The sequence below is a fragment of the Caballeronia sp. LZ032 genome (assembly GCF_031451315.1).
GTDB lineage: Bacteria > Pseudomonadota > Gammaproteobacteria > Burkholderiales > Burkholderiaceae > Caballeronia.
Genome location: NZ_JARUXP010000004.1, coordinates 1268220 through 1292213 on the forward strand (window position 1 = coordinate 1268220; position 23994 = coordinate 1292213).

General features: G+C 64.7%; 19 protein-coding genes and 1 tRNA gene. 5 read left to right on the top strand and 15 right to left on the bottom strand.

Annotated elements, in window-relative coordinates; translation table 11 throughout:
• Positions 1-104 precede the first annotated feature (104 nt).
• The 5 genes from QCE69_RS33670 to QCE69_RS33690 all read right to left on the bottom strand — a co-directional run bounded on the left by QCE69_RS33670 (position 105) and on the right by QCE69_RS33690 (position 6717).
• Positions 105-181, bottom strand: a tRNA-Ile gene (locus tag QCE69_RS33670).
• A gap of 146 nt (positions 182-327) precedes the next feature.
• Complete coding sequence (gene rpoD, locus QCE69_RS33675) at positions 328-2394, bottom strand: RNA polymerase sigma factor RpoD (protein WP_309935244.1); 2067 nt, start codon at positions 2392-2394, stop codon at positions 328-330.
• A 457-nt stretch (positions 2395-2851) separates the two neighbouring features.
• Entirely contained in the window at positions 2852-4729 is a 1878-nt protein-coding gene (gene dnaG, locus QCE69_RS33680; protein WP_309935247.1) for a DNA primase, read from the bottom strand.
• Between the two features lie 19 nt (positions 4730-4748).
• Complete coding sequence (locus tag QCE69_RS33685) at positions 4749-5195, bottom strand: GatB/YqeY domain-containing protein (protein ID WP_309927138.1); 447 nt, start codon at positions 5193-5195, stop codon at positions 4749-4751.
• A gap of 295 nt (positions 5196-5490) precedes the next feature.
• On the bottom strand, positions 5491-6717 hold the full coding sequence (locus QCE69_RS33690) for an NAD(P)/FAD-dependent oxidoreductase (protein WP_309935249.1): 1227 nt from the start codon (positions 6715-6717) through the stop codon (positions 5491-5493).
• A gap of 100 nt (positions 6718-6817) precedes the next feature.
• Here QCE69_RS33690 and tsaD point away from each other — a divergent pair, with 100 nt between their 5' ends.
• The gene (tsaD, locus tag QCE69_RS33695) at positions 6818-7846 is read left to right on the top strand and encodes a tRNA (adenosine(37)-N6)-threonylcarbamoyltransferase complex transferase subunit TsaD (protein WP_309935252.1); all 1029 of its coding nucleotides are present in this window, start codon (positions 6818-6820) and stop codon (positions 7844-7846) included.
• Between the two features lie 5 nt (positions 7847-7851).
• Here the strand turns inward: tsaD and QCE69_RS33700 are convergent, their stop codons facing one another.
• A complete protein-coding gene (locus QCE69_RS33700; protein ID WP_309935254.1) occupies positions 7852-8490 on the bottom strand; it encodes a glutathione S-transferase N-terminal domain-containing protein in 639 nt (212 codons plus the stop codon).
• 23 nt (positions 8491-8513) lie between these two features.
• Positions 8514-9755, bottom strand: a complete 1242-nt coding sequence (locus tag QCE69_RS33705) for an MFS transporter (RefSeq protein ID WP_309935256.1) — start codon at positions 9753-9755, stop codon at positions 8514-8516.
• A gap of 104 nt (positions 9756-9859) precedes the next feature.
• On the opposite strand from QCE69_RS33705, the gene QCE69_RS33710 reads away from it, so the two are divergent.
• On the top strand, positions 9860-10777 hold the full coding sequence (locus QCE69_RS33710; protein ID WP_309927147.1) for a LysR substrate-binding domain-containing protein: 918 nt from the start codon (positions 9860-9862) through the stop codon (positions 10775-10777).
• Positions 10778-10827: 50 nt separating this feature from the next.
• Here the strand turns inward: QCE69_RS33710 and folE2 are convergent, their stop codons facing one another.
• From folE2 to QCE69_RS33730, 4 genes are all read right to left on the bottom strand, one after another.
• Positions 10828-11634 carry a GTP cyclohydrolase FolE2 gene (gene folE2 / locus QCE69_RS33715; RefSeq protein WP_309935258.1) on the bottom strand — a complete coding sequence of 269 codons (807 nt, stop codon included), beginning with the start codon at positions 11632-11634 and terminating at the stop codon, positions 10828-10830.
• A gap of 147 nt (positions 11635-11781) precedes the next feature.
• Entirely contained in the window at positions 11782-13698 is a 1917-nt protein-coding gene (dxs, locus tag QCE69_RS33720; RefSeq protein WP_309821074.1) for a 1-deoxy-D-xylulose-5-phosphate synthase, read from the bottom strand.
• A gap of 95 nt (positions 13699-13793) precedes the next feature.
• The gene (locus tag QCE69_RS33725) at positions 13794-14681 is read right to left on the bottom strand and encodes a farnesyl diphosphate synthase (RefSeq protein ID WP_309927153.1); all 888 of its coding nucleotides are present in this window, start codon (positions 14679-14681) and stop codon (positions 13794-13796) included.
• The gene (locus tag QCE69_RS33730) at positions 14678-15016 is read right to left on the bottom strand and encodes an exodeoxyribonuclease VII small subunit (protein WP_309935259.1); all 339 of its coding nucleotides are present in this window, start codon (positions 15014-15016) and stop codon (positions 14678-14680) included. Before QCE69_RS33730 ends, QCE69_RS33725 begins: the two co-directional genes overlap by 4 nt.
• Positions 15017-15328: 312 nt before the next feature.
• Here QCE69_RS33730 and QCE69_RS33735 point away from each other — a divergent pair, with 312 nt between their 5' ends.
• Entirely contained in the window at positions 15329-16435 is a 1107-nt protein-coding gene (locus QCE69_RS33735; RefSeq protein ID WP_309821077.1) for an aromatic ring-hydroxylating dioxygenase subunit alpha, read from the top strand.
• A gap of 102 nt (positions 16436-16537) precedes the next feature.
• On the opposite strand, the gene QCE69_RS33740 is transcribed toward QCE69_RS33735, so the two are convergent.
• A complete protein-coding gene (locus QCE69_RS33740) occupies positions 16538-16798 on the bottom strand; it encodes a PepSY domain-containing protein (RefSeq protein WP_309935261.1) in 261 nt (86 codons plus the stop codon).
• Between the two features lie 137 nt (positions 16799-16935).
• Here QCE69_RS33740 and QCE69_RS33745 point away from each other — a divergent pair, with 137 nt between their 5' ends.
• Positions 16936-17805: a sulfurtransferase gene (locus QCE69_RS33745; RefSeq protein ID WP_309927160.1), complete on the top strand. Its 870-nt coding sequence runs from the start codon at positions 16936-16938 to the stop codon at positions 17803-17805.
• Between the two features lie 6 nt (positions 17806-17811).
• Here the strand turns inward: QCE69_RS33745 and QCE69_RS33750 are convergent, their stop codons facing one another.
• The 3 genes from QCE69_RS33750 to polA all read right to left on the bottom strand — a co-directional run bounded on the left by QCE69_RS33750 (position 17812) and on the right by polA (position 23198).
• Positions 17812-18687, bottom strand: a complete 876-nt coding sequence (locus QCE69_RS33750; RefSeq protein WP_309935264.1) for a dienelactone hydrolase family protein — start codon at positions 18685-18687, stop codon at positions 17812-17814.
• 202 nt (positions 18688-18889) lie between these two features.
• A complete protein-coding gene (locus QCE69_RS33755; RefSeq protein WP_309935265.1) occupies positions 18890-20260 on the bottom strand; it encodes an NAD(P)/FAD-dependent oxidoreductase in 1371 nt (456 codons plus the stop codon).
• Between the two features lie 199 nt (positions 20261-20459).
• Positions 20460-23198, bottom strand: coding sequence for a DNA polymerase I (gene polA, locus QCE69_RS33760; protein WP_309935443.1), 2739 nt, complete (start codon positions 23196-23198; stop codon positions 20460-20462).
• 1 nt (position 23199) lies between these two features.
• Here polA and QCE69_RS33765 point away from each other — a divergent pair, with 1 nt between their 5' ends.
• Positions 23200-23949, top strand: coding sequence for a TIGR00730 family Rossman fold protein (locus QCE69_RS33765; RefSeq protein ID WP_309821083.1), 750 nt, complete (start codon positions 23200-23202; stop codon positions 23947-23949).
• Positions 23950-23994: the final 45 nt, after the last annotated feature.

Genomic DNA, 23994 nt, shown 5'->3' on the forward strand with positions numbered 1-23994 from the left:
GCCTGAGCGTTGCTTTGAGTGAAGCGGTGAGGCGTTTGGGAGGAGGTGCTTGCGGCGACGCGTACGAGCGGGGCTCGGGCGTCAATTGGGGAGATCAGAGGGACTGGTGGGCCGGGTGGGATTCGAACCCACTATCGGTCGATTATGAGTCGACAGCTTATACCAATTAAGCTTCCGGCCCCAGGCGCTACTGGCCTTCAAACGCGACGGGCAAAAAGAAAGCGCCGCGATCGGCGCTTTCCTGACGTCTGAACCGTGCGCTGGGCGTTTCCGAAGGCTAGCGAGTGTGCCTCACTACGCCTCTCAATACAAGCCCGCCGTGCCCGTTCAGTTGCCTTCGAGGAACGACTTCAGCTTGTCCGAGCGGCTCGGATGACGCAGCTTGCGCAGCGCCTTCGCCTCGATCTGACGGATGCGCTCGCGCGTCACGTCGAACTGCTTGCCGACTTCTTCCAGCGTGTGATCCGTGCTCATTTCGATACCGAAACGCATGCGCAGCACTTTCGCCTCACGCGGCGTCAGCGAGTCGAGCACGTCCTTTACGACATCGCGCATGGAGGCATGCAGCGCGGCATCCGACGGCGCCACCGTGTTCGTATCCTCGATGAAATCGCCGAGATGGGAATCGTCGTCGTCGCCGATCGGCGTTTCCATGGAGATCGGTTCCTTCGCGATCTTCATGATCTTGCGGATCTTGTCCTCCGGCATTTCCATCTTCTCGGCGAGCGTTGCCGGATCCGGCTCGAGACCGGTTTCCTGCAGGATCTGGCGCGAGATGCGGTTCATCTTGTTGATCGTTTCGATCATGTGAACCGGAATGCGGATGGTGCGCGCCTGGTCCGCGATGGAACGCGTAATGGCCTGCCGGATCCACCACGTGGCGTAAGTCGAAAACTTGTAGCCGCGACGGTATTCAAACTTGTCCACCGCCTTCATCAGGCCGATGTTGCCTTCCTGAATGAGATCGAGGAACTGCAAACCGCGGTTCGTGTACTTCTTCGCGATGGAAATCACGAGGCGCAGATTGGCCTCGGTCATCTCGCGCTTCGCCTGACGCGCCTTCAGTTCGCCCGCCGCCATCTGGCGGTTGGTTTCCTTGAGATCCTTCAGCGGCAATACGACACGCGCCTGCAAGTCCAGCAGACGCTGCTGCTGCTCGCGAATGGCGGGAATGTTCCGCTCCAGCACGGCGCTGTAATCGTGCCCTTCGGCAACTACTTTCTCGGACCAGTCGAGATCCGTCTCGCTGCCCGGGAAACGCGTGATGAACTCGGCGCGCGGCATGCCGCACTTGTCCACGACCGTATGGAGGATCTGCCGTTCGACCTGGCGCACTTCATCGACCTGCGCGCGCAGCGTGTCGCACAGGCGCTCGACGGTGCGCGCCGTGAAGCGGATGTTCATCAGCTCCGTCTGGATGGCTTCCTGCGCCTTCAGATACGCCTTCGACTTGTAGCCTTCCTTCTCGTAGGCACGGCGCATCTTGTCGAACCATTCGCTGATGAGCGCGAACTTCTCGAGCGACTGGAGCTTCAGGGCTTCGAGCTGGGCGGCGTTGGCGCTGGCCTGGGCGGCGCCGTCGTCCTCTTCTTCCTCTTCCTCGTCGCCGTCCTTCTCTTCCTCGGCTTCCTCGTCTTCCGATTCGATCGCCTCGTCTTCCTGTTCGGAAAAACCGTCCGTGTCCTGGGCGTTCGGATCGATCAGGCCGTCGACGAGTTCGTCAACGCGAATCTCCTCGTTCTGCACGCGCTCGGCCATGGCCAGGATGTCGGCGATGGTCGTCGGGCAGGCGGAGATCGCCATGACCATGTGCTTGAGGCCGTCCTCGATGCGCTTCGCAATCTCGATTTCGCCTTCGCGCGTCAGCAGTTCGACCGTGCCCATCTCGCGCATGTACATGCGGACGGGGTCGGTCGTGCGGCCGAATTCGGAATCGACGGTGGAAAGCGCGACTTCGGCTTCTTCCTCGACTTCGTCGTCGGAAGAGGCATTCGGCGCGTTGTCGTTCAGGAGCAGCGTTTCGGCGTCGGGCGCTTGTTCGTACACCGCCACGCCCATGTCATTGAACGTGCTGATGATGCCTTCGATCGCCTCGGTTTCCGTGAAGTTGTCCGGAAGGTGATCGTTGATCTCGCCATAGGTGAGAAAGCCGCGCTCCTTGCCGAGCTTGATGAGCGCGCGCAGCTTGCCGCGCCGCTCCTCGAGTTCCTCGACCGTGCCCGGCGCGCTCGACGAGAACGCATCCTTCAGAAGTGCCTTCTCCTTCGCGCGGCGATCGCGAGCCCTGGCCTTTTCGACCTTCGCCGCGGGAGCGGCGGCGCCAGACTCTGCGTTTTGCATTGCGTCGTCTTCGACGGATACATCGTTCAGCTTTTTCGTCATGGAGTTCGCCATACCGGCTTTAGTCTCGACTCGCGGCTGCTGGACAACAGCCGATGGAACCGTGAATACCCAATATGCGCACGCTGCTTCGTCCTGCGTGCCCTGCCCGGAGCGCTATTGCCGATCCGACAAGAATCAACTGCCTGTCTCGCCCTACCCGCAATAGCAGCCGCTTCCCTTCCGCCCGTCTGTACGCCGGCGTGCGTTTCACTCGTTTTCGTATGACTTATGCGGCCTGCGCCACGCAAATCGACGAACTTCGCAACAGAAGTTGCCGTGAAAGCGCACGTTCAGCCTGCGCCGTCGCGGGCTCCGCGTGCCGCCTGCTTCTTCCATGGCCTGCAGAAAGCCCTTTGAATGCCCTTTTTCAACCACTCCGCCGATGTTGCGCCGTGGACGTTAAACAACAGTTCGGCGACACAAGCAGTTGACAAAAAGCACTTCCGTTTGAACTTTTAATTATAGCATTTCACTTTCCGCTATCCGGACTGGCAAGGCGCCCGGCCTTGATCTGCGCGACCCGCGCCGACAGATCCGAAAACTCCGCCACTTCCTCCGCCGAAAGGTTGGCTTGCCGCGCCAGTTGATCCAGCCGCGCGCGATAGCTGTCATGCCTCAGCTTCACGACCGTGGCCTGCAGCTCCTCGGCAAGCAAACGCTTCTGTTCCTCGACCCGCTGCGCCGCATCCTCGTCGGATGGATCGCGCAACAGCAAATCGCGAACGTTTTCATCATAGGCGAGAATTTCCTGGAAGATATCTTCGTACGTGGGCGCATTTGCTGCATTTCTCAAGACGTCCGACAGCATTTGGAACTCGGCTTCACCACCCAGTTCACGCGCGTGCCCGATCACCTCGCTGAACAACTCGCCGTGTTCGGTCATGGTGACGAGCGTGCGCTCGGCTTCCTGATCCAGCGCCACGCCAATGCCCGGATACATCACCAGGTTCCGTAACGCCCGCTGTTCCTGGCCGGTCACCCGGCGACGCTCGCTCTTCGGCACGTTCGCGCGGGCCACGGCGGCCGCGCGCGAATCGATGTCGCACAGCGCGGCGATCTCCGTGAACGGCGTGCTCAGCCGGTCCGCCAGCATGTGCAGGATCTGCACGCGCAACGCGTTCGCGGGCAAGGCCTGAAGCAGCGGCTTGGCGTCGAACAGCGCTTTCGCGCGGCCTTCCGGCTGCTCCAGTTCCTTGTCGTTCAGCACCTCGTTCAGCAGGAACTGCGACAGCGGCATCGCGCGATCGACCTGTTCGCCGAAACCATCCGTCCCGAACTCGCGAACATAGCTGTCCGGGTCGTGCTCCTTCGGCAGGAACAGGAACTTGATCGTGCGGTTGTCCGCCGCGTGCGGCAGCGCCGCTTCCAGCGCGCGACGCGCGGCGCGGCGCCCCGCCGAATCGCCATCGAAGCTGAACACCACCGTGTCCGTCTGGCGAAACAGTTTTTGCACGTGAACCGGCGTGCACGCGGTGCCGAGCGTCGCGACCGCGTTGGCAAAGCCAAGCTGCGCCAGCGCGACGACATCCATATACCCTTCGACGACCAGCACGTAGCCCAGTTCACGCACGGCGAGCCGCGCCTCGAACAATCCGTACAGCTCGCTGCCCTTGCTGAAGAGCGGCGTCTCGGGCGAGTTCAGGTACTTGGGCTCGCCGCCGTCGAGCACGCGCCCGCCGAAGCCGATCACGTTGCCCTTCACATTGCGGATCGGGAACATCACGCGTTCGCGGAAACGGTCGTAGCGGCGCGCCTGCCCTTGCGCATCGGTCTTCTCGCTGACGATCACGAGCCCCGCTTCGACCAGGTTCTCATCCCGATAATCGGTAAACGCGGTTTCGAGGTTCTGCCATCCATCCGGCGCATAACCGAGCCCGAAGCGCGCAGCCACCTCGCCCGTCAGCCCACGCTTTTTGAGATAGGCGATCGCATTCGGCGCTCCCCGCAACTGCTTGCGATAGAAATCGCAGGCGGTCTGCATGACGTCGGTCAGCGCGACGCTGACGGCCCGGCTCGGCGCACTCTCGCCGCCGGATCCGCCGCCGCGAAACGACGGCTCTTGCGGCACGGTGAGTCCGGCGCCTTGCGCGAGATCCTTGACGGCTTCCGGGAAGGTCAGGCCGGTATGCTCCATCAGGAAGCCGATGGCCGTGCCGTGCGCCCCGCAGCCGAAGCAGTGATAAAACTGTTTGGTCGGGCTGACCGTGAACGACGGGCTCTTCTCGTTATGGAACGGACAGAGGCCCATGAAGTTCGCGCCGCCCTTCTTCAGCTGGACGTAGCGGCCCACCACGTCGACGATGTCGACGCGGTTGAGCAGGTCTTGCAGGAAAGCGTGAGGAATCACCGGGCAGTCGGCAGCAGATTTACTTGGAGAGCGCCGCCTTCACCTGTGCCGAAACGGCCGTCATGTCGGCCTTGCCGGCGAGCTTTGGCTTCAGCACGCCCATCACCTTGCCCATGTCCTGCGGACCGGCCGCGCCGCTCGCCGCGATGGCGGCCTGTACTTCGGCGGCGATGGCGTCGGCGGAAAGCTGCTCCGGCATGTAGGCGGACAGGATGGCGAGTTCCGCCTTTTCCTTGTCGGCGAGATCGGTGCGGCCCGCGCCTTCGAACTGGCTGATGGAATCCTTGCGCTGCTTGATCATCTTGTCGATGACGGCCGTGATGGCGGCGTCGTCGAGTGTGACGCGATCGTCGACTTCACGCTGCTTGATTGCCGCGAGCAGCAGCCGAATCGTGCCGAGGCGCTCGGTTTCGCGCGCGCGCATGGCAGTCTTCATGTCGTCGTTGATCTGGTCCTTGAGGCTCATCGTTCACCCGGTGCAATTGCGATAAATGGCGATAACTGGATTCCGGCTGGCCCGGCGGTGGCGTGATCGTGAAAGCAAAAACCCACTTGGGAACGCATCCTCAAGCGGGACTTTTCTGCGGGCCATTCCGGGCCGCGGCAAGGCGTGCCACAACGACGCTCCCGCGTGCCAGCCAGAGCGGAGGGCTTCCTCCGATGACCGGTTGAGTATAGCAAACGGGTTCGCGTTTCGAGACTCGCCAAAACCCCCGTTCCGGAACAATTGACCGGCGACCGGAGCAGCTTTCAGGCGATTCTCAACCGGTCGTCGCCTCGCTCCGCACGTGCTCCGCCGCCGCCTTGCCCGCCGCGACGCCCGAGGCCCACGCCCACTGGAAGTTATAGCCACCAAGCCAGCCGGTCACATCGACCACCTCGCCGATGAAGTACAGCCCGGCGACGCGCGCACTCATCATCGTCGCTGACGACAGTTCGCGCGTATTCACGCCGCCGCGCGTCACTTCCGCCTTGCGATAGCCCTCGGTGCCGCTCGGCGTCAGCGTCCAGTTCGACAGCGATGCGCCGAGCGCGCGCAGCGTGCGGTCGGGGAGATCGGCGAGACGGGCATCGAGGGCGACCTTGTGCGCCGCGAGCCACGCCTGCGCCAGGCGCGCGGGCACATGCGCGGCCAGCAAGTTGCCGATCTGCTTCCTCGAGCCCGCCTTGGCCTCGAGCAGCATGGCGGTGGCGTCGATGCCGGGCAGCAGGTCGATCTCGACCGGCTCAGAGGTATTCCAGTAGCTCGACACCTGCAGCACGCCCGGCCCGGACACGCCGCGATGCGTGAGCAGCAGGTCTTCGTCGAACTCCCCGCGCGTCTTGCCCTTGCCCGCACCGATGCGCACCGGCAACGACAGCCCCGATAGCGCCGCGAACGGCTCCCAGTCGGTCGACGTGAAGGTGAGCGGCACGAGCGCCGGCCGGGTGTCGACGAGCGTGTGGCCGAATTGTTTCGCCACCCGATAGCCGAAGTCCGTCGCGCCGATCTTCGGTATCGAGAGCCCGCCCGTCGCGATCACGAGCGCCGCCGCGCCGAGCGCGCCCGCGTTCGTATCCAGCGTGAAGCGCGCGCCGTCGTGGCGAATCTCGTGAACCGTAACCGGACGCCGCCAGGTCACGCCGCCCGCGTCGCACTCGCGCTTGAGCACGTCGATGATCGTTTCGCTGGAATCGTCGCAAAAAAGCTGGCCCTTGTGCTTCTCGTGCCATTTCACGCGGTGCTGCTTGAGCAATGCGAGAAAGTCGCGCGGCGTATAGCGCGCCAGCGCGGAGCGGCAGAAGTGCGAATTCTCCGAGAGAAAGTTGGCCGGCTGCGCGTGGCTGTTGGTGAAGTTGCAGCGCCCGCCGCCGGAGATGCGGATTTTTTCGGCGAGACGCGCGGCGTGGTCGATCAGCACGACGCGGCGCCCGGACTGGGCGGCCACGGCCGCGCACATCATGCCGGCCGCGCCCGCGCCGATGACGGCGATATCGAAGGATTCCATGGCGCGCATTCTAACCGCTGCGCCGGGACGGCTCGGGGCCACGGAACGCGCACGGGCCGCCGCTGCTATACTTTTTTGTTCCCTCCGAAGTTTCACTCCCATGCTCGTTCTCGGCATCGAAAGCTCCTGCGACGAAACCGGCCTCGCCCTCTACGACACCGAACGCGGCCTGCTGTCGCACGCCCTTCATTCGCAGATCGCGATGCATCGCGATTACGGCGGCGTCGTGCCGGAACTGGCATCGCGCGATCACATCCGGCGCGCGTTGCCGTTGCTCGAAGAGGTGCTGGAGCAATCGGGCGCGGCGCGCGGCGACATCGACGCCATCGCGTTCACTCAAGGGCCGGGGCTCGCGGGCGCGCTGCTGGTGGGCGCGAGCGTCGCCAACGCGCTCGCGATGGCCTGGGACAAGCCGACCGTCGGCATTCACCATCTGGAAGGGCATCTGCTGTCGCCGCTGCTGGTGTCGGAGCCGCCGCCGTTTCCGTTCGTCGCGCTGCTGGTCTCGGGCGGGCACACGCAGTTGATGCGCGTGACCGATGTCGGCGTCTACGAAACCCTCGGTGAAACGCTCGACGATGCCGCCGGCGAAGCCTTCGACAAGACTGCCAAGCTGCTCGGCCTCGGTTATCCGGGCGGCCCGGAAGTGTCGCGGCTGGCCGAGTTCGGCACGCCGGGCGCGGTGGTGCTGCCGCGTCCGATGCTCCACTCCGGCGACCTCGACTTCAGCTTCAGCGGGCTCAAGACAGCCGTGCTGACGCAGAGCCGCAAGCTCGGCGCCAATGTGTGCGAACAGGGCAAGGCGGATCTGGCGCGCGGTTTCGTCGATGCCGCTGTCGACGTGCTGGTCGCCAAGTCGCTCGCCGCGCTGAAGCAGACGGGCCTCAAACGGCTGGTGGTGGCGGGTGGCGTCGGCGCGAACCGGCAACTACGCGAAGCGTTGTCGGCGGCGGCGAAGAAGCGCCGCTTCGACGTCCATTACCCCGATCTCTCGCTCTGCACCGACAACGGCGCGATGATCGCGCTCGCCGGCGCGTTGCGCCTGTCGCGCTGGCCGGAGCAGGCCGTGCGCGACTACGCGTTCACCGTGAAGCCGCGCTGGGACTTGTCCTCGCTGGCGCGCGCCTGATCGGTTTATCTCGGCGGGTTGAACGGCTGCACGATCGACGCAAACGCCGGCAGCATCTCGCACCGGTCGCTGTGGGCGATCAGCGCGGGCCATCGGGTCGATGTGAAAATCTCCGGATGCGCCTCGCGCGCGAAGCGCAGCGCACAGGCCACGGCAATATCCGCGTGGCCGATTGCATCGCCGAACCAGAATGCCGCCGGACGCGCGGCGCGATCCGTTTCCAGTGCATTCAGCACGCGCTCGACCTGACCCGTGCAGCGGTCGAGCCAGGTCTGCGACCGCTCCTTGTGCAACGCGCGTTCATAGACCAGCGCGACGGCCTTGTCAGCGAGACCCGTGGCCAGCGCGCAGATCTTGAGCGCGTGACGCCGTTCCGGCCCCTCCGCCGCGATCAGCGCGTGCGCCGCGCCGGCCTGCTCGTCGAGGTAATCGAGGATCATCGCGCTTTCGATCAGCACGTCGCCGGAATCCAGCACCAAGGTTGGCACGCGGATCAGCGGATTGAACGGCGCGATCTTGTCGGCATCGCCGAAGACGGACCACGGACGATGCTCGACCGCCATGCCATAAAGACTCGCCGCGATGGCGACGCGCCGCACGAACGGGGAATCGTATTGGCCGATCAGGATCAAGATGCTCTCCACGGGTGTTGTGTCGGACGGCCAGTTTAAGCGCGTGCGGGCTTCGGAAACAACGGCCACGCGAGCGACGCGCACACGCCCGCCGCCAGCCAGACCAGCGGCCAGGAGCCCAGCGCGAGCACATGCGGAATGGCGAGCGGCGTCAGGAAGAAGCCGACGAACACCGCCGTGTTCGCCATGCCGAGGGCAGTGCCGGCGCGTGCGGTGCCCGCGAGCGTCGCGAGCTCGGTATAGGCCACGCCGTGCCATGCGGACACGCATACGCCTGCCAGGATCAGCATCGCGGCCAGCAATACCGGCAGATGGACCGCGCCGAGCGCCGTCGCGAGACCCAGCACGACGAACGACGCACAGGCGACAACCGTGGACATCTTCAGGTAAGCGCGGCGATTCCCGTGGCGGTCCGTATGCCGACCGCTCCAGACACGCATCCCGATGGCGCCGAGTTGCAGCGCGCCCATCGTCGCGCTGATCGCGGTCACGCCGAAACGCGCGGCGTCGTGCAGGAAAATCGTCGCGAAACTCAGCACCGCGAACTGCGGCACGCACAGCACGCCGATGCCGAACACGACGCGCCACACCTGCACGTCGCGCAAGGGCGTGCCTTGCGCCGGCCGGACCTTGCCCGGCGCCGGCTTGTGCTGCGCGAGCGGCGGTTCGTGAAGCCAGCGCCACGCGAACGCGCCCGACAAAAGGCACATCGCGGCCAGCACGCCGAAGACGGCCGAGAACCCGTGCGTCGACGCCAGCCACGGCAACAACGCCGCCCCGATGCCGCCGCCGAGCGGCACGGCGGTCTGGCGAATGCTCATGGCAAGGCCGCGCTCGCCTTCGCCGAACCAGGCCATCACCGCGCGCCCGCTCGAACCGTTCACGCTGCCGCCGAGCAGCCCGAGGCCGCACATCGCAGCGACCAGCCCCGCAAAACTCGCCGTGGCGGGCGTGGCGAACAGGGCCATCGCGATGAGCGCCGCAGCGGTCGTCAGCAGGCCGGTCAGCAGCACCGGCCGCTCGCCCCAGCGGTCCGTCAGCACGCCCCACGGCAGTTCGGACAATGCGACGCCCAGCCCCAGCGCGCCCAGCACAACGCCCAATTGGCCGTTACTGAGGTGATACGCCGAGCGAACCCAGACGGCGGTCGTCGGAAAGCCGGTCGCCGCCGCCGACACGCTCGCGTTCGCCGCGACGCCCACGCCCAGCACTTTCCAGCGATGCCGGCTGTCGAGCGCGGGCGACTTGATCGAGTTCGATACCCAGGAAATATCCATGACGCAGTCCGGATGAAGTTTGACTGCGACCAGTCTGAAGGCTTAGGATCATCCTGAAAATCGCAAAGTTTTTCACCATCCGTTCAGATAAACAGGATGATTCCATGAGCCAGACGACTTTCGACCTTGCCGTGCTGCGCAGTTTCGTCGCGGGCATGGATCTGGGGAGTTTTGCGAGGGCGGCGGACCGTGTCGGCCGCTCGACTTCGGCAGTGAGCGCACAGATTCGCAAGCTGGAAGAACAGGCCGGCACGCCGCTGTTTCGCAAGGCCGGCCGCGGACTGGCGCTCACGGATGCCGGCGAAGTGATGCTCAACTACGCGCGGCGTCTCGTCGAACTGAACGATGAAGCGGCTGTCGCGGTGCGCGGCGTCGATCTGGAAGGCTGGATCCGGCTCGGGCTGCAGGAAGACTTCGGCGAAGTGGTGTTGCCCGACGTACTCGGACGTTTCGCGCGCGCGCATCCGAAAGTGCGCATCGAGGCGCGTGTCGCACGGAATACCGAACTGTTGGAGCGCATCGACGGCGCGCAGCTCGATCTCGCGCTCGTCTGGGGCGCGGCAGGCGTCAGCGACGAAAGCCAGGCGGCCAATCTGCCGCAAGCAATCGCCGCCCCGCCGATGCGCTGGATCGCATCATCGAGCGTGCCGTGGCATTTCGACCTCGACGAACCGTTGCCGCTGATCGCCTTCGACCGGCCGTGCCTGTTCCACAGCGCAGCCGCCGCGGCGCTCGACCGCGCCGGCATCCGCTGGCGCGTGGCGTTCACGAGCCCGAGCCTGTCGGGATTATGGGCGGCTGCGGCTGCCGGACTGGGCGTGACGGTGCGCACGAGCTACGGCCTGCCCGCGACCGTCCGTCCGCTCGACGCCGACGAAGGCGGCTTGCCCGCGCTGCCGTCCATTCCGCTGGCGCTGCATCGCGCGTCGGGTGTCGGCTCGCCGCTGGTCGAGCGGCTGGCCTCGCTGGTGGTGGAATCGGTGCGGGAAGCGCATGTTTCGTCGGAAACCGCGTTCGCATAAGCAAAGAGCCGGTGCGAAGACCGGCTCTCTGGAAGACGCGGCGCGAAGGATCAGGCGTCGCGGCGCTTGTCCCGCTCGATCACCGCATACGCGCTGTGGTTGTGAATCGATTCGAAATTCTCGGCTTCGAGCGTGTACGCGACGATGCGTTCATCTGCGTTCAGGCGCGTGGCGACATCGCGCACGAGGTCTTCGACGAACTTCGGATTCTCGTACGCCCGCTCGGTGACGAATTTCTCGTCCGGCCGCTTGAGCAGTCCCCACAGTTCGCACGACGCCTCTTCCTCGGCGATGCGGATCAGTTCTTCCACCGCCACTTCGCCCGCCAGTTCGGCCGTGATGGTCACGTGCGATCGCTGGTTATGCGCGCCGTATTGCGAGATCTTCTTCGAGCACGGGCACAGGCTCGTCACGGGCACGAGCACTTTCATCGACAGGCGGGTTTCGCCGTCGCGCCGTTCGGCGAGGCAGGTCACCTCGTAGTCGAGCAGGCTCTGCACGCCGGACACCGGCGCGGTCTTCATCACGAAGTAAGGCAGGCTCACTTCGATACGTCCCGAATGCGCTTCGAGCCGGGTCAGCATGTCGGCGAGCAGCGCACGCAGCGCGGGCTGGTCGAGCGGCTCGCGATTGTCTTCGAGCAGCGCGACGAAGCGCGACATGTGCGTGCCTTTCTGGTCGGCGGGCAGGTGCACGTCGAGATTCCATACGCCGACGCTCGGCTGCACGCCATTCGCCGTACGCACCGACAACGTATGCCGCACGCCCATCACGACGACGAGCTGTATGACTATCTGACGCGTGTCCGGCGTGCTCTGGACGTCCGGCATCACGAAGGCGGGATTCATCTGGTTCATTTGTTATGTCCTTATGCGCCGCGCGTCATGACGATGCGGGCGGTTCAATGCTTGAAGCGCACACGGCGCGGATTGGAGCCCGCGCCGTGTGTGAAGCGAATCACTTGAGTCATTCCATACGGTGCGCCCCGAGCGCGCCGTACTGTTTCAGGCCACGCGCTTGGTCAGCTTGCCTGCCTGCTCGCTCTCAACGGCATCGAGAAAGCGTTCGCGAATCGAGCGCGCGATGCCGGCCGCGTCGAGGCCCACGCTCGCGAGCAGCTTCGCGGGATCGCCGTGATCGATGAACACGTCCGGCAGACCGAGTTGCAGCACCGGCTTCAGCACGCCGCCCGCAAGCAGCGCTTCCACGCAGGCCGAGCCCGCGCCGCCCATGATCGTGCCTTCCTCGATGGTGACGATGGCATCGTGCGTGGCGGCCAGTTCGCGCAGCAGGTCGGCGTCGACCGGCTTCACGAAGCGCATGTTCGCGACGGTGAGATCGAGTTCCCCGGCCGCGGCCAGCGACGGCGCGACCATCGTGCCGAACGCGCAGATGGCAATGCGCTTGCCGGAGCCGAGCTTCTGCGACGACTCGCGGCGAATCTCGCCCTTGCCCACCGGCAGCGCGGTCATCTGCTTGACGGTCGCGACACCGGCGCCCGCGCCGCGCGGGTAACGCACGGCCGTCGGGTTGGATTGCTGCAACGCCGTGTAGAGCATCTGGCGGCATTCGTTCTCGTCCGATGCCGCCATCACCGTCATGTTCGGGATGCAGCGCAGGAACGCGAGGTCATAGTTGCCCGCGTGCGTGGCGCCGTCCGCCCCGACGAGGCCCGCGCGGTCGATGGCGAACACGACCGGCAGGTTCTGCAGCGCGACGTCGTGGATCAGCTGGTCATACGCGCGTTGCAGGAAGGTGGAATAGATCGCGACGACCGGCTTCATGCCGTCCGCCGCCAGGCCGCCCGCGAAGGTCACCGCGTGCTGCTCGGCGATGCCGACGTCGAAGTAACGCTCCGGGAAACGCTGTTCAAACTCGACCATGCCCGAGCCTTCGCGCATCGCCGGCGTGATGCCGACCACGCGCGAATCCTGCGCGGCGGCGTCGCACAGCCATTCGCCGAACACCTGCGTGTAGGTCTTCTTCGAAGGCGCCGTCGACGGCTTGATGCCTTCGGCCGGATTGAACTTGCCCGGGCCGTGATAAAGCACCGGATCGGCTTCGGCGAGCTTGTAGCCCTGGCCTTTCTTTGTCACCACGTGCAGGAATTGCGGACCGCGCAGTTCCTTGATGTTCTGCAACGTGGGGACCAGCGAATCGAGGTCGTGACCGTCGATCGGGCCGATGTAGTTGAAGCCGAACTCCTCGAACAGCGTGGCCGGCACGATCATGCCCTTCGCGTGTTCTTCGAGCTTGCGCGCGAGGTCCAGCATGGGCGGCGCGGCGCGCAGCACGCGCTCGACGCCCGCGCGCGCGGCGGCGTAGAAACGCCCCGACATCAGACGCGCGAGATGCCGGTTCAGCGCGCCGACCGGCGGCGAGATCGACATGTCGTTATCGTTGAGGATGACGAGCAGCGGCAGGTCGTCGGCGACGCCCGCGTTGTTCATCGCCTCGAAGGCCATGCCGGCGGTCATCGCGCCGTCGCCGATCACGGCGATGGAGTAGCGGTTGTCGCCCTGCAGCTTGTTCGCGACCGCCATGCCGAGCGCCGCCGAAATCGACGTGCTCGAATGCGCGGTGCCGAAGGTGTCGTACTCGGACTCGGAGCGGCGCGGGAAGCCGGAGATGCCGCCCAGCTGGCGGAGTCCGGACATCCGGTCGCGGCGGCCGGTGAGGATCTTATGCGGATAGGTCTGATGGCCGACATCCCAGACGATGCGGTCAGCAGGGGTATCGAACACATAGTGCAGCGCGATTGTCAGCTCGACAGTGCCCAGATTGGACGACAGATGCCCGCCCGTCTGCGAGACGCTGTCGAGCACGTAGGCTCGCAGCTCGTCGGCTAGCGGTTGCAGTTGGCGTCGATCGAGGGCACGCAAGTCGGCCGGATCGTCGATGGATTTCAGCAGGTCGTACATCGTCGTCCCATTTTAGGAAAACTGGCGTGATTCGTTCAGCGCGATGCTTCCGGGTCGGACCGCTCGCGCCGTGGGGTTCGTCACGCGTTCAACAATCAATTCACCCGGTTCACGACCAGGTCTGCAAGCTCGGCCAGCCGCTGGCCGCGCGGGCCGAACGGCTGGATGGCGCCGTGCGCGTCGCGGCCCAGCTGCGCCGCGAGTTCGCGCGACGCGTCGAGACCGATGATCGACACGTAAGTGGGCTTGTCATGCTGCGCGTCCTTGCCCGCCGTCTTGCCGAGCGTGGCGGAGTCGGCGGTGACATCGAGGATGTCGTCGACCACCTGGAACGCAAGTCCGACCGCGGCGGCGTATTGATCCAGCGCCGCGAGCGCCTCTGCGTCCGGCGTTGCGCCCGCCAGCGCGCCCATGCGCACCGACGCGCGCAACAACGCGCCTGTCTTCTTGCGATGCATGGTCTCGAGCTCGGGACGCGAGAGCTTGCGTCCGACGCTTTCGAGGTCGATGGCCTGCCCGCCCGCCATGCCGAGCGAACCGCTCGCGACCGCCAGCTCGCGCACGAGCGCGGCCTGCTGGGTATCGTTCAGACCGTTGCCGGCCGCGGTCAGCGCAACGAAGGCCTGCGATTGCAGCGCATCGCCGACGAGCAATGCCGTCGCTTCGTCATATTGGATATGTACCGTGGGCTTGCCGCGACGCAATGCGTCGTCATCCATGGCGGGCATGTCGTCATGCACCAGCGAATACACGTGAATCATTTCGAGCGCCGCGCTGGCCGCTTCCACCGCCTGCGCGCTCGCGCCGGTCAGTTCGCCGGCCGCATGGACCAGCAGCGGACGCACACGCTTGCCGCCGCCGAGCACGGCATAGCGCATGGCTTCGTGCAGACGCGCCGGCGCGACATCGGTACCCGGCAGATAGTGCTCCAGCGCTGTCTCGACGCGGTCGAGCGTGGCACGCATCCATTGTTCGAAGGTCATAGGTCGTCGTCCCCGTTGTCTTCCGTTGCACCCTGGGTGGCGCGCTGTACCTCGGCGGGCAGCGGCTTGAGCGTCTCGCCATCGAGGACGCGTACCTGCTGCTCGACTTTTTCGAGCTGTTGTTGGCAAAACCCTACAAGCGCGGCGCCGCGACGGTACGCCGCAAGCGATTCCTCGAGACTCAGCGCGCCCTCTTCCATGCGCGCCACGAGCAATTCGAGTTCGCCCAGCGCCGCTTCGTAATTCTCCGGAAGCTGCGCGGCGTCCGCGCCGGGCGCTTCGGCGCTGCTCGCGCCGGTGACCTCACCTGTGTCCTGAACAGCGGTTTTCGCCATGAATCGTGGATGTGCAATTTAATTTTTGGAGCCAAGTCGCACATTCTACGGCAAAAGACAAAATTTCGACCCGCATCCGGGCTATCCGGAAGTGCTAACAGTGCGTTGCCGCATCGTTCGTGAATTCGCCGGCGGAATGCGAAACGTGTCTGCCCGCGACGCGAATGCGCGGAACTCCCGACACAATTTATACCCAAATCAAGACCTTAAGCTCCCCAAAGAGGGGGATTTCGGTATAATCGCGGGCTCCCTAAATCGAATCCATCGATGGTTGGGTTGTTCACTGCTTTCACGTTTTCATCGGGAGTGGGAATGTCCAATCTGAGCAATGCATTGCAGCTCAAGGCTGTTCATAGCCAACTGCCAGTCACGGCTTACTTTGACGAAGCGCTTCTTACGCGCGAACTCGACATACTTTTCAAGCAGGGTCCACGCTATATCGGGCACGAACTCATGGTGCCGGAAGCGGGAAACTATTTCGCGCTTCCGGGTGAAGGCGAAGGGCGCGTGCTCGTTCGTAATCAGCAGAACAATATCGAATTGCTGTCGAACGTGTGCCGCCATCGTCAGGCCATCATGCTCAATGGCCGCGGCAGCGCGGACAACATCGTCTGCCCGCTGCACCGCTGGACCTATGACCTCGACGGTCAGCTGCTCGGCGCACCGCATTTCGCGGACAAGCCCTGCCTCAACCTCGGCAAGACCCCGCTGCAGAACTGGCAGGGGCTGCTGTTCGAATCGGAGGGCCGCAACGTCGCTGCGGATCTCGCCAGGCTTGGCACCGCCCGGCATTTCAACTTCTCGAATTTCATGTTCGATCACGTTGAAGTGCATGAGTGCAACTACAACTGGAAGAGCTTCATCGAGGTCTATCTCGAGGACTATCACGTCGCGCCGTTCCATCCGGGACTCGGCAGCTTCGTGTCGTGCGACAACCTCGAATGGGAATTCGGCGACTGGTACAGCGTCCAGACGGTCGGCGTCCACAAGAATCTCGAGAAGCCGGGCAGCCCGACGTATCGCAAGTGGCACGACGAAGTCCTGCGCTTCCGCAACGGCACGCCGCCCGAGTTCGGCGCGATCTGGATGGTGTATTACCCCGGCCTGATGATCGAGTGGTATCCGCACGTGCTGGTCGTGTCGTGGCTGATCCCGGAGGGCACGCAGAAGACGCGGAACATCGTCGAGTTCTATTACCCCGAGGAAATCGCGCTGTTCGAACGCGAGTTCATCGAGGCCGAGCGCGCCGCCTACATGGAAACCGCGCGCGAGGACGACGAGATCGCCGAACGCATGGACGCCGGCCGCCGCGCACTCATGTCACGCGGGGAGAACCAGGTCGGTCCGTACCAGAGCCCGATGGAATCCGGCATGCAGCATTTCCACGAATTCCTGCGGCATCAGCTCGGGACGATCTGAAGGTCGCGACGCAAGCTTCAGAATGACGAATGGCCCGACCGGTGCAAGCCGGTCGGGCCATTTGCTTCCTGCGCGGACTATGGGCAGCCGCGCGGTCTGGCGTCAGTGCTTCGGTTCGCTCTTCGTGATTGCACCTGAATGGGGATCGACGTGCAGTTCGTAGATCCGCCCGCCCTTGGTGGCCTCGCCTTCCCAATGACCGTCATCGGCCTTCAGATAGGCGTTGGCATAGCCCTGTTGGCTCAGCTTCTGAATGGCCTGTTCCTTCGGCATCCAGTCCGCGCCGGGGGTATCGGCGAATGCGGTGTGAGCGGCCAGTACGGTCGCCGTCGCCAGCAGAACCCGCAGTTTGGTTGTTTTCATTGAAGCCTCCGTCGTATGAATACCGGACGCAGCCGCAAGATCCGCGCCGCTTTGTCCCTGGACCGGTGACGACCCACCCCTTGTGTGTTTAGACTGACAACTCCCCTCGCCAAACGAGCGTCGCTCCAGGAGCCGCCATGCAGCACACCCACTACACCACGCTCATCTCCGCCGCGAACCTCGCCGACCGGCACGCGGCCGCGCCCGGCAGCGTGCTGGTCTTCGACTGCCGCTTCGACCTCGCCGCGCCCGAAGCAGGCGCGGCCGCCTACGCCGCCGGTCACATTCCCGGCGCGCATTACCTGCATCTCGATCGCGACCTGTCGGGCGCGAAAACCGGCTCGAACGGACGGCACCCGTTACCCGAGCGCGCGGCGCTCGTCGAAAAACTGGCGAGCTTCGGACTGGACGAAGGACGCCAGGTCGTCGCCTATGACGCGCAGGGCGGCATGTATGCGGCGCGTCTCTGGTGGCTGCTGCGCTGGCTGGGACACGATTCCGTCGCGCTGCTCGACGGCGGGCTGAACGCCTGGGAAGCCGCCGGACAGCCGCTGGAGACCGCCGTGCCGGCGCGCACGCAGGGTACGTTCAAGGCGGCGGCGCCGCTGCAGGTGACCATCGATGCCGCGGCGATCGAGCGCAGCATCGGCACGCGTGATCACCTGCTGATCGATGCCCGCGCCGCCGACCGCTATCGCGGCGAGAACGAAACGCTCGATCCCGTCGGCGGCCACATTCCGGGCGCGCTGAATCACTTCTTCAAGGACAACCTGAACGCCGATGGCCGCTTCAAGACCGCGCACGACCTTCGCGAGGCCTTCGGCACGCTGATCGGCGCGACCTCGCCCGACCGCATCGTGCTGCAATGCGGCTCGGGCGTGACGGCGTGTCACAACGCCATTGCAATGGAAATCGCCGGGCTGCACGGCGCCGCGCTCTATCCCGGCTCGTGGAGCGAGTGGAGCGCCGATCCGGGCAGGCCCGTCGCGACCGGCGCGAAGCCCTGAGACGCCTTACCGGACGCCGTGCTCGCGGAACCACGCGAGCGCGCGCTTCCAGGCGTCTTCCGCGTCCGCCTTGCGATAGCTCGGCCGGTAATCGGCAAAGAACGCGTGCGGGGCGTCGTCGTACACGACGAACTGCGAGTTGCGGGCGGGCGGCGGATCGTTGGCGAGCGCCTGCTTCATCTGCTCGATGGTGTCCTGCGGAATGCTCTGGTCCAGCCGGCCATACAGCCCGAGCACCGGCACCTTGAGCCCGCTGGCGAGATCGAGCGGATTGCTCGGCGTGTTCTCCGTCTTGTTGCCGACGAGCCGTCCATAGAAAGCGACCGCCGCCTTGAGCGACGGATTGTGCTCCGCATACAGCCACGAGATGCGTCCGCCCCAGCAGAAGCCCACAATGCCCACACGCTTCGGATCGCCGCCATGCTCGCCCGCCCACTTGACGGTCTGGTCGATGTCCGAGATTACCTGCGCGTCCGGTACCTTCGACACGAGTTGTTCGTTGAGCTGCTGCATCGACTGGTAGGCCGAGGCGTCGCCCTGGCGCGTGTAGAGGTCCGGCGCGATCGCCAGATAACCCTGCTTCGCGAAGCGCCGGCACAAGTCGGCGATGTGCTCGTGCACGCCGAAGATCTCATGAATGACGATGATGACCGGCAGATGCGTCTTGCCCTTCGGCTGAGCGCGATACGCCGGCACGAGCGTGCCGTCCGCGCCGCGCACGCCGATTGCGCCGGCTTCGAGGCCGTCGCTGTCGGTATGGATGGTTTGCGCGGAGACCGGCAGCACCGCGGCCGCGAAGCCGGTGCCGATGCTTGCCTTGATGAAGTTACGGCGATTGAACGGGACGTGCGGAATGAGGCTGTCGACTTCTGGGTCTAGCATACGTGGCTCCCGCGGCGAGGCCGTCGCATTGCGCTTGCAGTGTCAATGCGCGGCACGGATCCTTGAAACCGCGCGACGTGCTCAAGGCTGCACGCGGCGCGGCGCTGCACGACGACGAACGTGCGCTTCGGAAAAAGCGCGCCGCTCATTCTAAACAGCTTTGAACGAACGACGCAGCGCTTCTATTCCAAACCCGTGCACATCAATGCAGCTTCACACGCGGCGCAGTGGAGCGGCGCAGCCAGTGCGCGATGGTATCGAGCACCATGCGTGCATAGCCGTGCAGCGCGGCGACATGCAGCCGGTACAGCGACATGTACATGAAACGCGCGAACAGCCCCTCGATCAGCATGTTGCCGCCGATCAGCCCGCCCATCAGGTTGCCGACCGCGCTGTAATGCCCGAGCGACACCAGCGAGCCGAAGTCACGATAGGTGTACTCCGGCAGCGGCTTGCCCTGCAGCAGCCGCTCGAACGACTTGAACAGAAAGCTCGCCTGCTGATGCGCGGCCTGCGCGCGCGGCGGGACATTGCGCTCGTTGCCGGGCCACGGGCACGCGGCGCAGTCGCCGAGGGCGAAGATGTTGTCGTCGATTTCGGTTTGCAGCGTGCGGCGCACGTTCAGCTGGCCGAGGCGGTTGGTCGGCAGGCCGTCCAGGTTGGCAAGGATGGCCGGCGCCTTGATGCCCGCCGCCCACACCGTGAGGTCCGCGCGAATCATCTTGCCGCTCGCCGTGTGGATCGAGTCGCGGCCCACCTGCGCGACGGTTTCGCCGGTCAGAAGCTTCACGCCGAGCTTGGTGAGCAGTTCGGCGGTCGCGGTGGAGACGCGCTCCTGCAGCGCAGGCAGGATGCGCGGCCCGGCCTCGATCAACACGATGCCGATGTCATGTTTCGGGTCGAGCTTGTGCAGCCCGTAGGCGGACAGCACCTGCGCCGTGTTGCGCAGTTCCGCCGACAATTCCACCCCGGTCGCGCCGGCGCCGACGATCGCCACCTGGATGCGCGGCACCGGATCGACGCCCGGCGGATCTTCGGCTTCGGCTTCGTCGATGCCGGCGGCCACCGGCTCGGGCGCGACGTGCTCGGCGCGAATGCACGCCGCGATCAGCCGCTTGCGGAAAAGCTCGGCCTGGCCGACGGTATCGAGCGCGATGGAATTGGCTTGTGCGCCCTCGACGCCGAAGAAATGCGTCGTGCTGCCGATGGCGATGACCAGCGTGTCGTACTCCAGGTCGCGTTCCGGCAGCAGTTCGCCGGCTTCCTCGTCGCGCAGCGCGCTGATCCTGATGCGCCGGTTCGCGCGGTCCAGTCCGATCAGATCGCCCTGCTGGAACTCGAAGCCATGCCACAGGGCTTGCGCCGCGTATTCGAGTTCCTGCGTGAACGGGTCCATGCTGCCGCCGGCGACTTCATGCAGCAGCGGCTTCCAGATGTGCGTCGGATTGCGGTCGACCAGTGTGATCTGCGCTTTTGGCGGCGTCTTGCTGTCCGTGCTGCCGAAGCGGTCGCCGAGACGCGTCGCGAGTTCGAGGCCGCCGGCCCCTCCGCCGACGATGATGAAGCGATGCATGGAACTCTCCCTGTGCTTTTATAACCGGTCCGCCGTCGTGCCCGTTGTGTTCGTTCGTGCTTGTTTCCTCGATGAACGGATTGTGCGCGAGGCCCGAAGACAGTCACAAGCGCGTCGATGACATGCCGGGCATATGCATCCGAAGCAGCATAGGCCTTCGCGCGGCGTGTGTCAGCAGGCCTCGATGAAGCTCAGGGCGTCAGTGCGCCTCTTCCCAGTTGTTGCCGACGCCCACTTCCGCGACGAGCGGCACCCTCAGCTGCGCGACGCCGCACATGAGTTCAGGCAAGCGCTTCCTGACTTCGGGGAGCGCTTCCTCCGGGACTTCGAGCACGAGTTCATCGTGTACCTGCATGATCATCTTCGCACCTGTGCCCGAGGTTTCGAGCCAGTCCTGCACGGCGATCATCGAGAGCTTGATGAGGTCGGCGGCGGTGCCCTGCATCGGCGCATTGATGGCCGCGCGTTCCGCTGCCTGCCGGCGCGGACCGCTGCCGCCGTTGATCTCGGGCAGCCACAGACGCCGGCCGAAGACCGTCTCGACGAAGCCATGCGCCTTCGCGGCGAGACGCGTGTTCTCCATGTAGGCGGCGACGCCCGGGTAGCGCGCGAAGTACCGGTCGATATACAGCTTCGCCGCATCGCGCGTGATGCCGAGATTCGACGCCAGACCGAACGAGCTCATCCCGTAGATCAGGCCGAAGTTGATGACCTTGGCGATGCGGCGCTGATCGTTGTCGACTTCAAGCGGCGTCACGCTGAACACTTCCGAGGCGGTCGCGCGATGCACGTCCTCGCCTTCCTTGAACGCGCGCATCAACGAGGCGTCGCCGGAAATGTGCGCCATGATGCGCAGTTCGATCTGCGAATAATCCGCGGACACGATCTTGCGGCCCGGCGGCGCGATGAACGCTTCACGAATGCGGCGTCCTTCGCCGGTGCGCACCGGGATGTTCTGCAGGTTCGGTTCGTTCGACGACAGCCGCCCCGTCACCGCGACCGCCTGTGCATAGTTCGTATGCACGCGGCCGGTGTTGGCGTTGACCATGCGCGGCAGTTTGTCCGTGTAGGTGGACTTTAGCTTCGACAGACCGCGATGTTCGAGCAGCACCTTCGGCAGCGGAAAGTCTTCGGCGAGCTTCTGCAGCACTTCTTCGTCGGTGGAAGGCGCGCCGCTCGGCGTCTTCTTCACGATCGGCAGTTGCAGCTTTTCGAAGAAGATCTGGCCGATCTGCTTCGGCGAGCCGAGATTGAACTCGCCGCCCGCAAGCTCATACGCCTGCGCCTGCAAATCGATGAGGCGCTTCGCGATCTCGTTGCTCTGCGCATCGAGCCGCTCGCGGTCGATCAGCACGCCGTTGCGTTCCATCTTGCGCAGCACGCGCGACGTGGGCAATTCGATGTCGCGATACACCCGCAGCAGCCCTTCTTCCTGCGCCACTTGCGGATACAGCGCGCGATGCAGGCGCAGCGTGATGTCGGCGTCTTCGGCGGCGTAGGCCGCGGCCTGTTCGAGCGGGACTTCGTCGAAGCCGATCTGCGCCGCGCCCTTGCCCGCGACGTCCTCGTACTTGATGGTCTTCACGCCGAGATGGCGCAGCGCGAGGTTGTCCATGTCGTGTGGACGATGCGACTCCAGCACGTACGATTGCAGCAGCGTGTCGTGCTCGACGCCGCGCATCTCGATGCCATAGTTCGCGAGCACCTGCTCGTCGTACTTCAGATGCTGGCCGACCTTCTTCTTCGATGCATCTTCGAACCACGGCTTGAGCTTCGCGAGCACTTCGTCGCGCGGCAACTGCTCGGGCGCATCCGGCCCGCGATGCGCAACCGGGACATAAGCCGCATGACCCGGCTCGACCGAGAACGACATGCCGACGATCTGCGCAGTCAGCGGATCGAGCGACGTGGTCTCGCTGTCGAACGACGTGAGCTCGGCTTCGTTGATGCGCTTGAGCCAGGCATCGAACTGTTCCCACGTCTGCACGGTCTCGTAGTGATGCTCGATCTCCGTGACTTCGGCGGGCGGCGTGTCGCTCGGCCCTTCGACGGCATCGGCGATTTCGATCTCGCGCAGCCAGGTCTTGAAGCCATGACGCAGGAACACGTCGCGCAGTTCGTCGCGTGATTCGGGACGGCTGGCGAGCGTGGCATCGATTGATTCGATCTGCGAGGCAAGGTCGCATTCCGTGTGCACGGTAACGAGCTTGCGGGCCATGGGCAGGAAGTCCAGAGCCTTGCGCAGATTGTCTCCTACCGCACCTTTGATCTCGCCCGCATGTTCTACGATGCCATCAAGGGTGTCGTATTGCGTGAGCCATTTGAGCGCGGTCTTGGGTCCGCATTTCTCGACGCCCGGCACGTTGTCGACCGTATCGCCGATGAGAGAAAGATAGTCGACGATGCGCTCCGGCGGCACGCCGAACTTGGCCTGCACGCCGGCGCGGTCGAGCGTTTCGTTGGTCATCGTATTGATGAGGGTGACATGATCCGTCACAAGCTGAGCCAGATCCTTGTCGCCCGTCGAGACGATCACCTTCATGCCGCGCTTCTCGGCCTGCACGGCGAGCGTGCCGATGACGTCGTCGGCCTCGACGCCTTCGATCATGACGAGCGGCCAGCCAAGCGCGCGCACGGCAACGTGAATGGGTTCGATCTGCCTGGAGAGGTCTTCCGGCATCGAGGGCCGGTTGGCCTTGTACTCGGCGTACCAGTCGTCGCGGAAGGTCTTGCCCTTGGCGTCGAAAATGCACGCGCTATACTCTGCATTGATTTCGCGCCGCAAGCGCCGCAGCATGTTGATCATTCCATACAGTGCGCCAGTGGGACCGCCGTCGGGGCCTCGCAGGTCAGGCATCGCATGGTAGGCCCGGTACAAGTAACTAGAACCGTCGACCAATAGCAGGGTCTTACCTTCAAGACTGAGTTCTTCAGGCATTATGAACAAGAGAAAAGTGATTCCGAGTCTGCGATCGCTCGCAGATCAAGAGCGCGCGACAGCCAAGAAGGCTCGCGCATCGTGGCAGATGTTCACGATTATGGCAGAGTTTATCGAGGCGACCGAGTACCTCTCGGAGATCCGTCCTGCCATCAGTATCTATGGTTCGGCCCGTCTCAAACCCGAGTCGCCGTACTATCAGCGCACCATTGAAATCGCGCAGAAGTTCTCCGATGCGGGCTTCGCCGTGATCTCGGGCGGCGGCCCGGGCATCATGGAAGCGGCCAACAAGGGCGCGCACGCGGGCAAGTCGCCTTCGGTCGGTCTCAACATCGAATTGCCGCATGAACAGTCCGGCAATCAATGGCAGGACATCTCGCTGCGCTTCCGTCACTTCTTCACGCGCAAGGTCACGTTCGTGAAGAACTCGGACGCGGTCGTGGTGATGCCGGGCGGCTTCGGCACACTCGACGAACTCGCCGAAGTCCTCACGCTCATCCAGACGAAGAAGTCGCGCCATGTGCCCATCGTGCTGGTCGGTGCGGAGTTCTGGGCCGGCCTGCTCGACTGGTTCAAGAAGACGCTGCTGACCAATGGCGTGATCGGCGAGAAGGATCTCGACCTGATGCAGGTCATCGACGATCCCGATCAGGTGCTCGACGCGGTGCTGCGCTTCTATGAAGACCGCGAGGACGCGCCCGAACAGCCCGCCGAAGGCAAGTCGGACGAAGACCGGATGTTCTATCTGTGAGATGGGTGGCGGGGCGAGCGCCGCTCGCCCCGATGCAACGCTTCT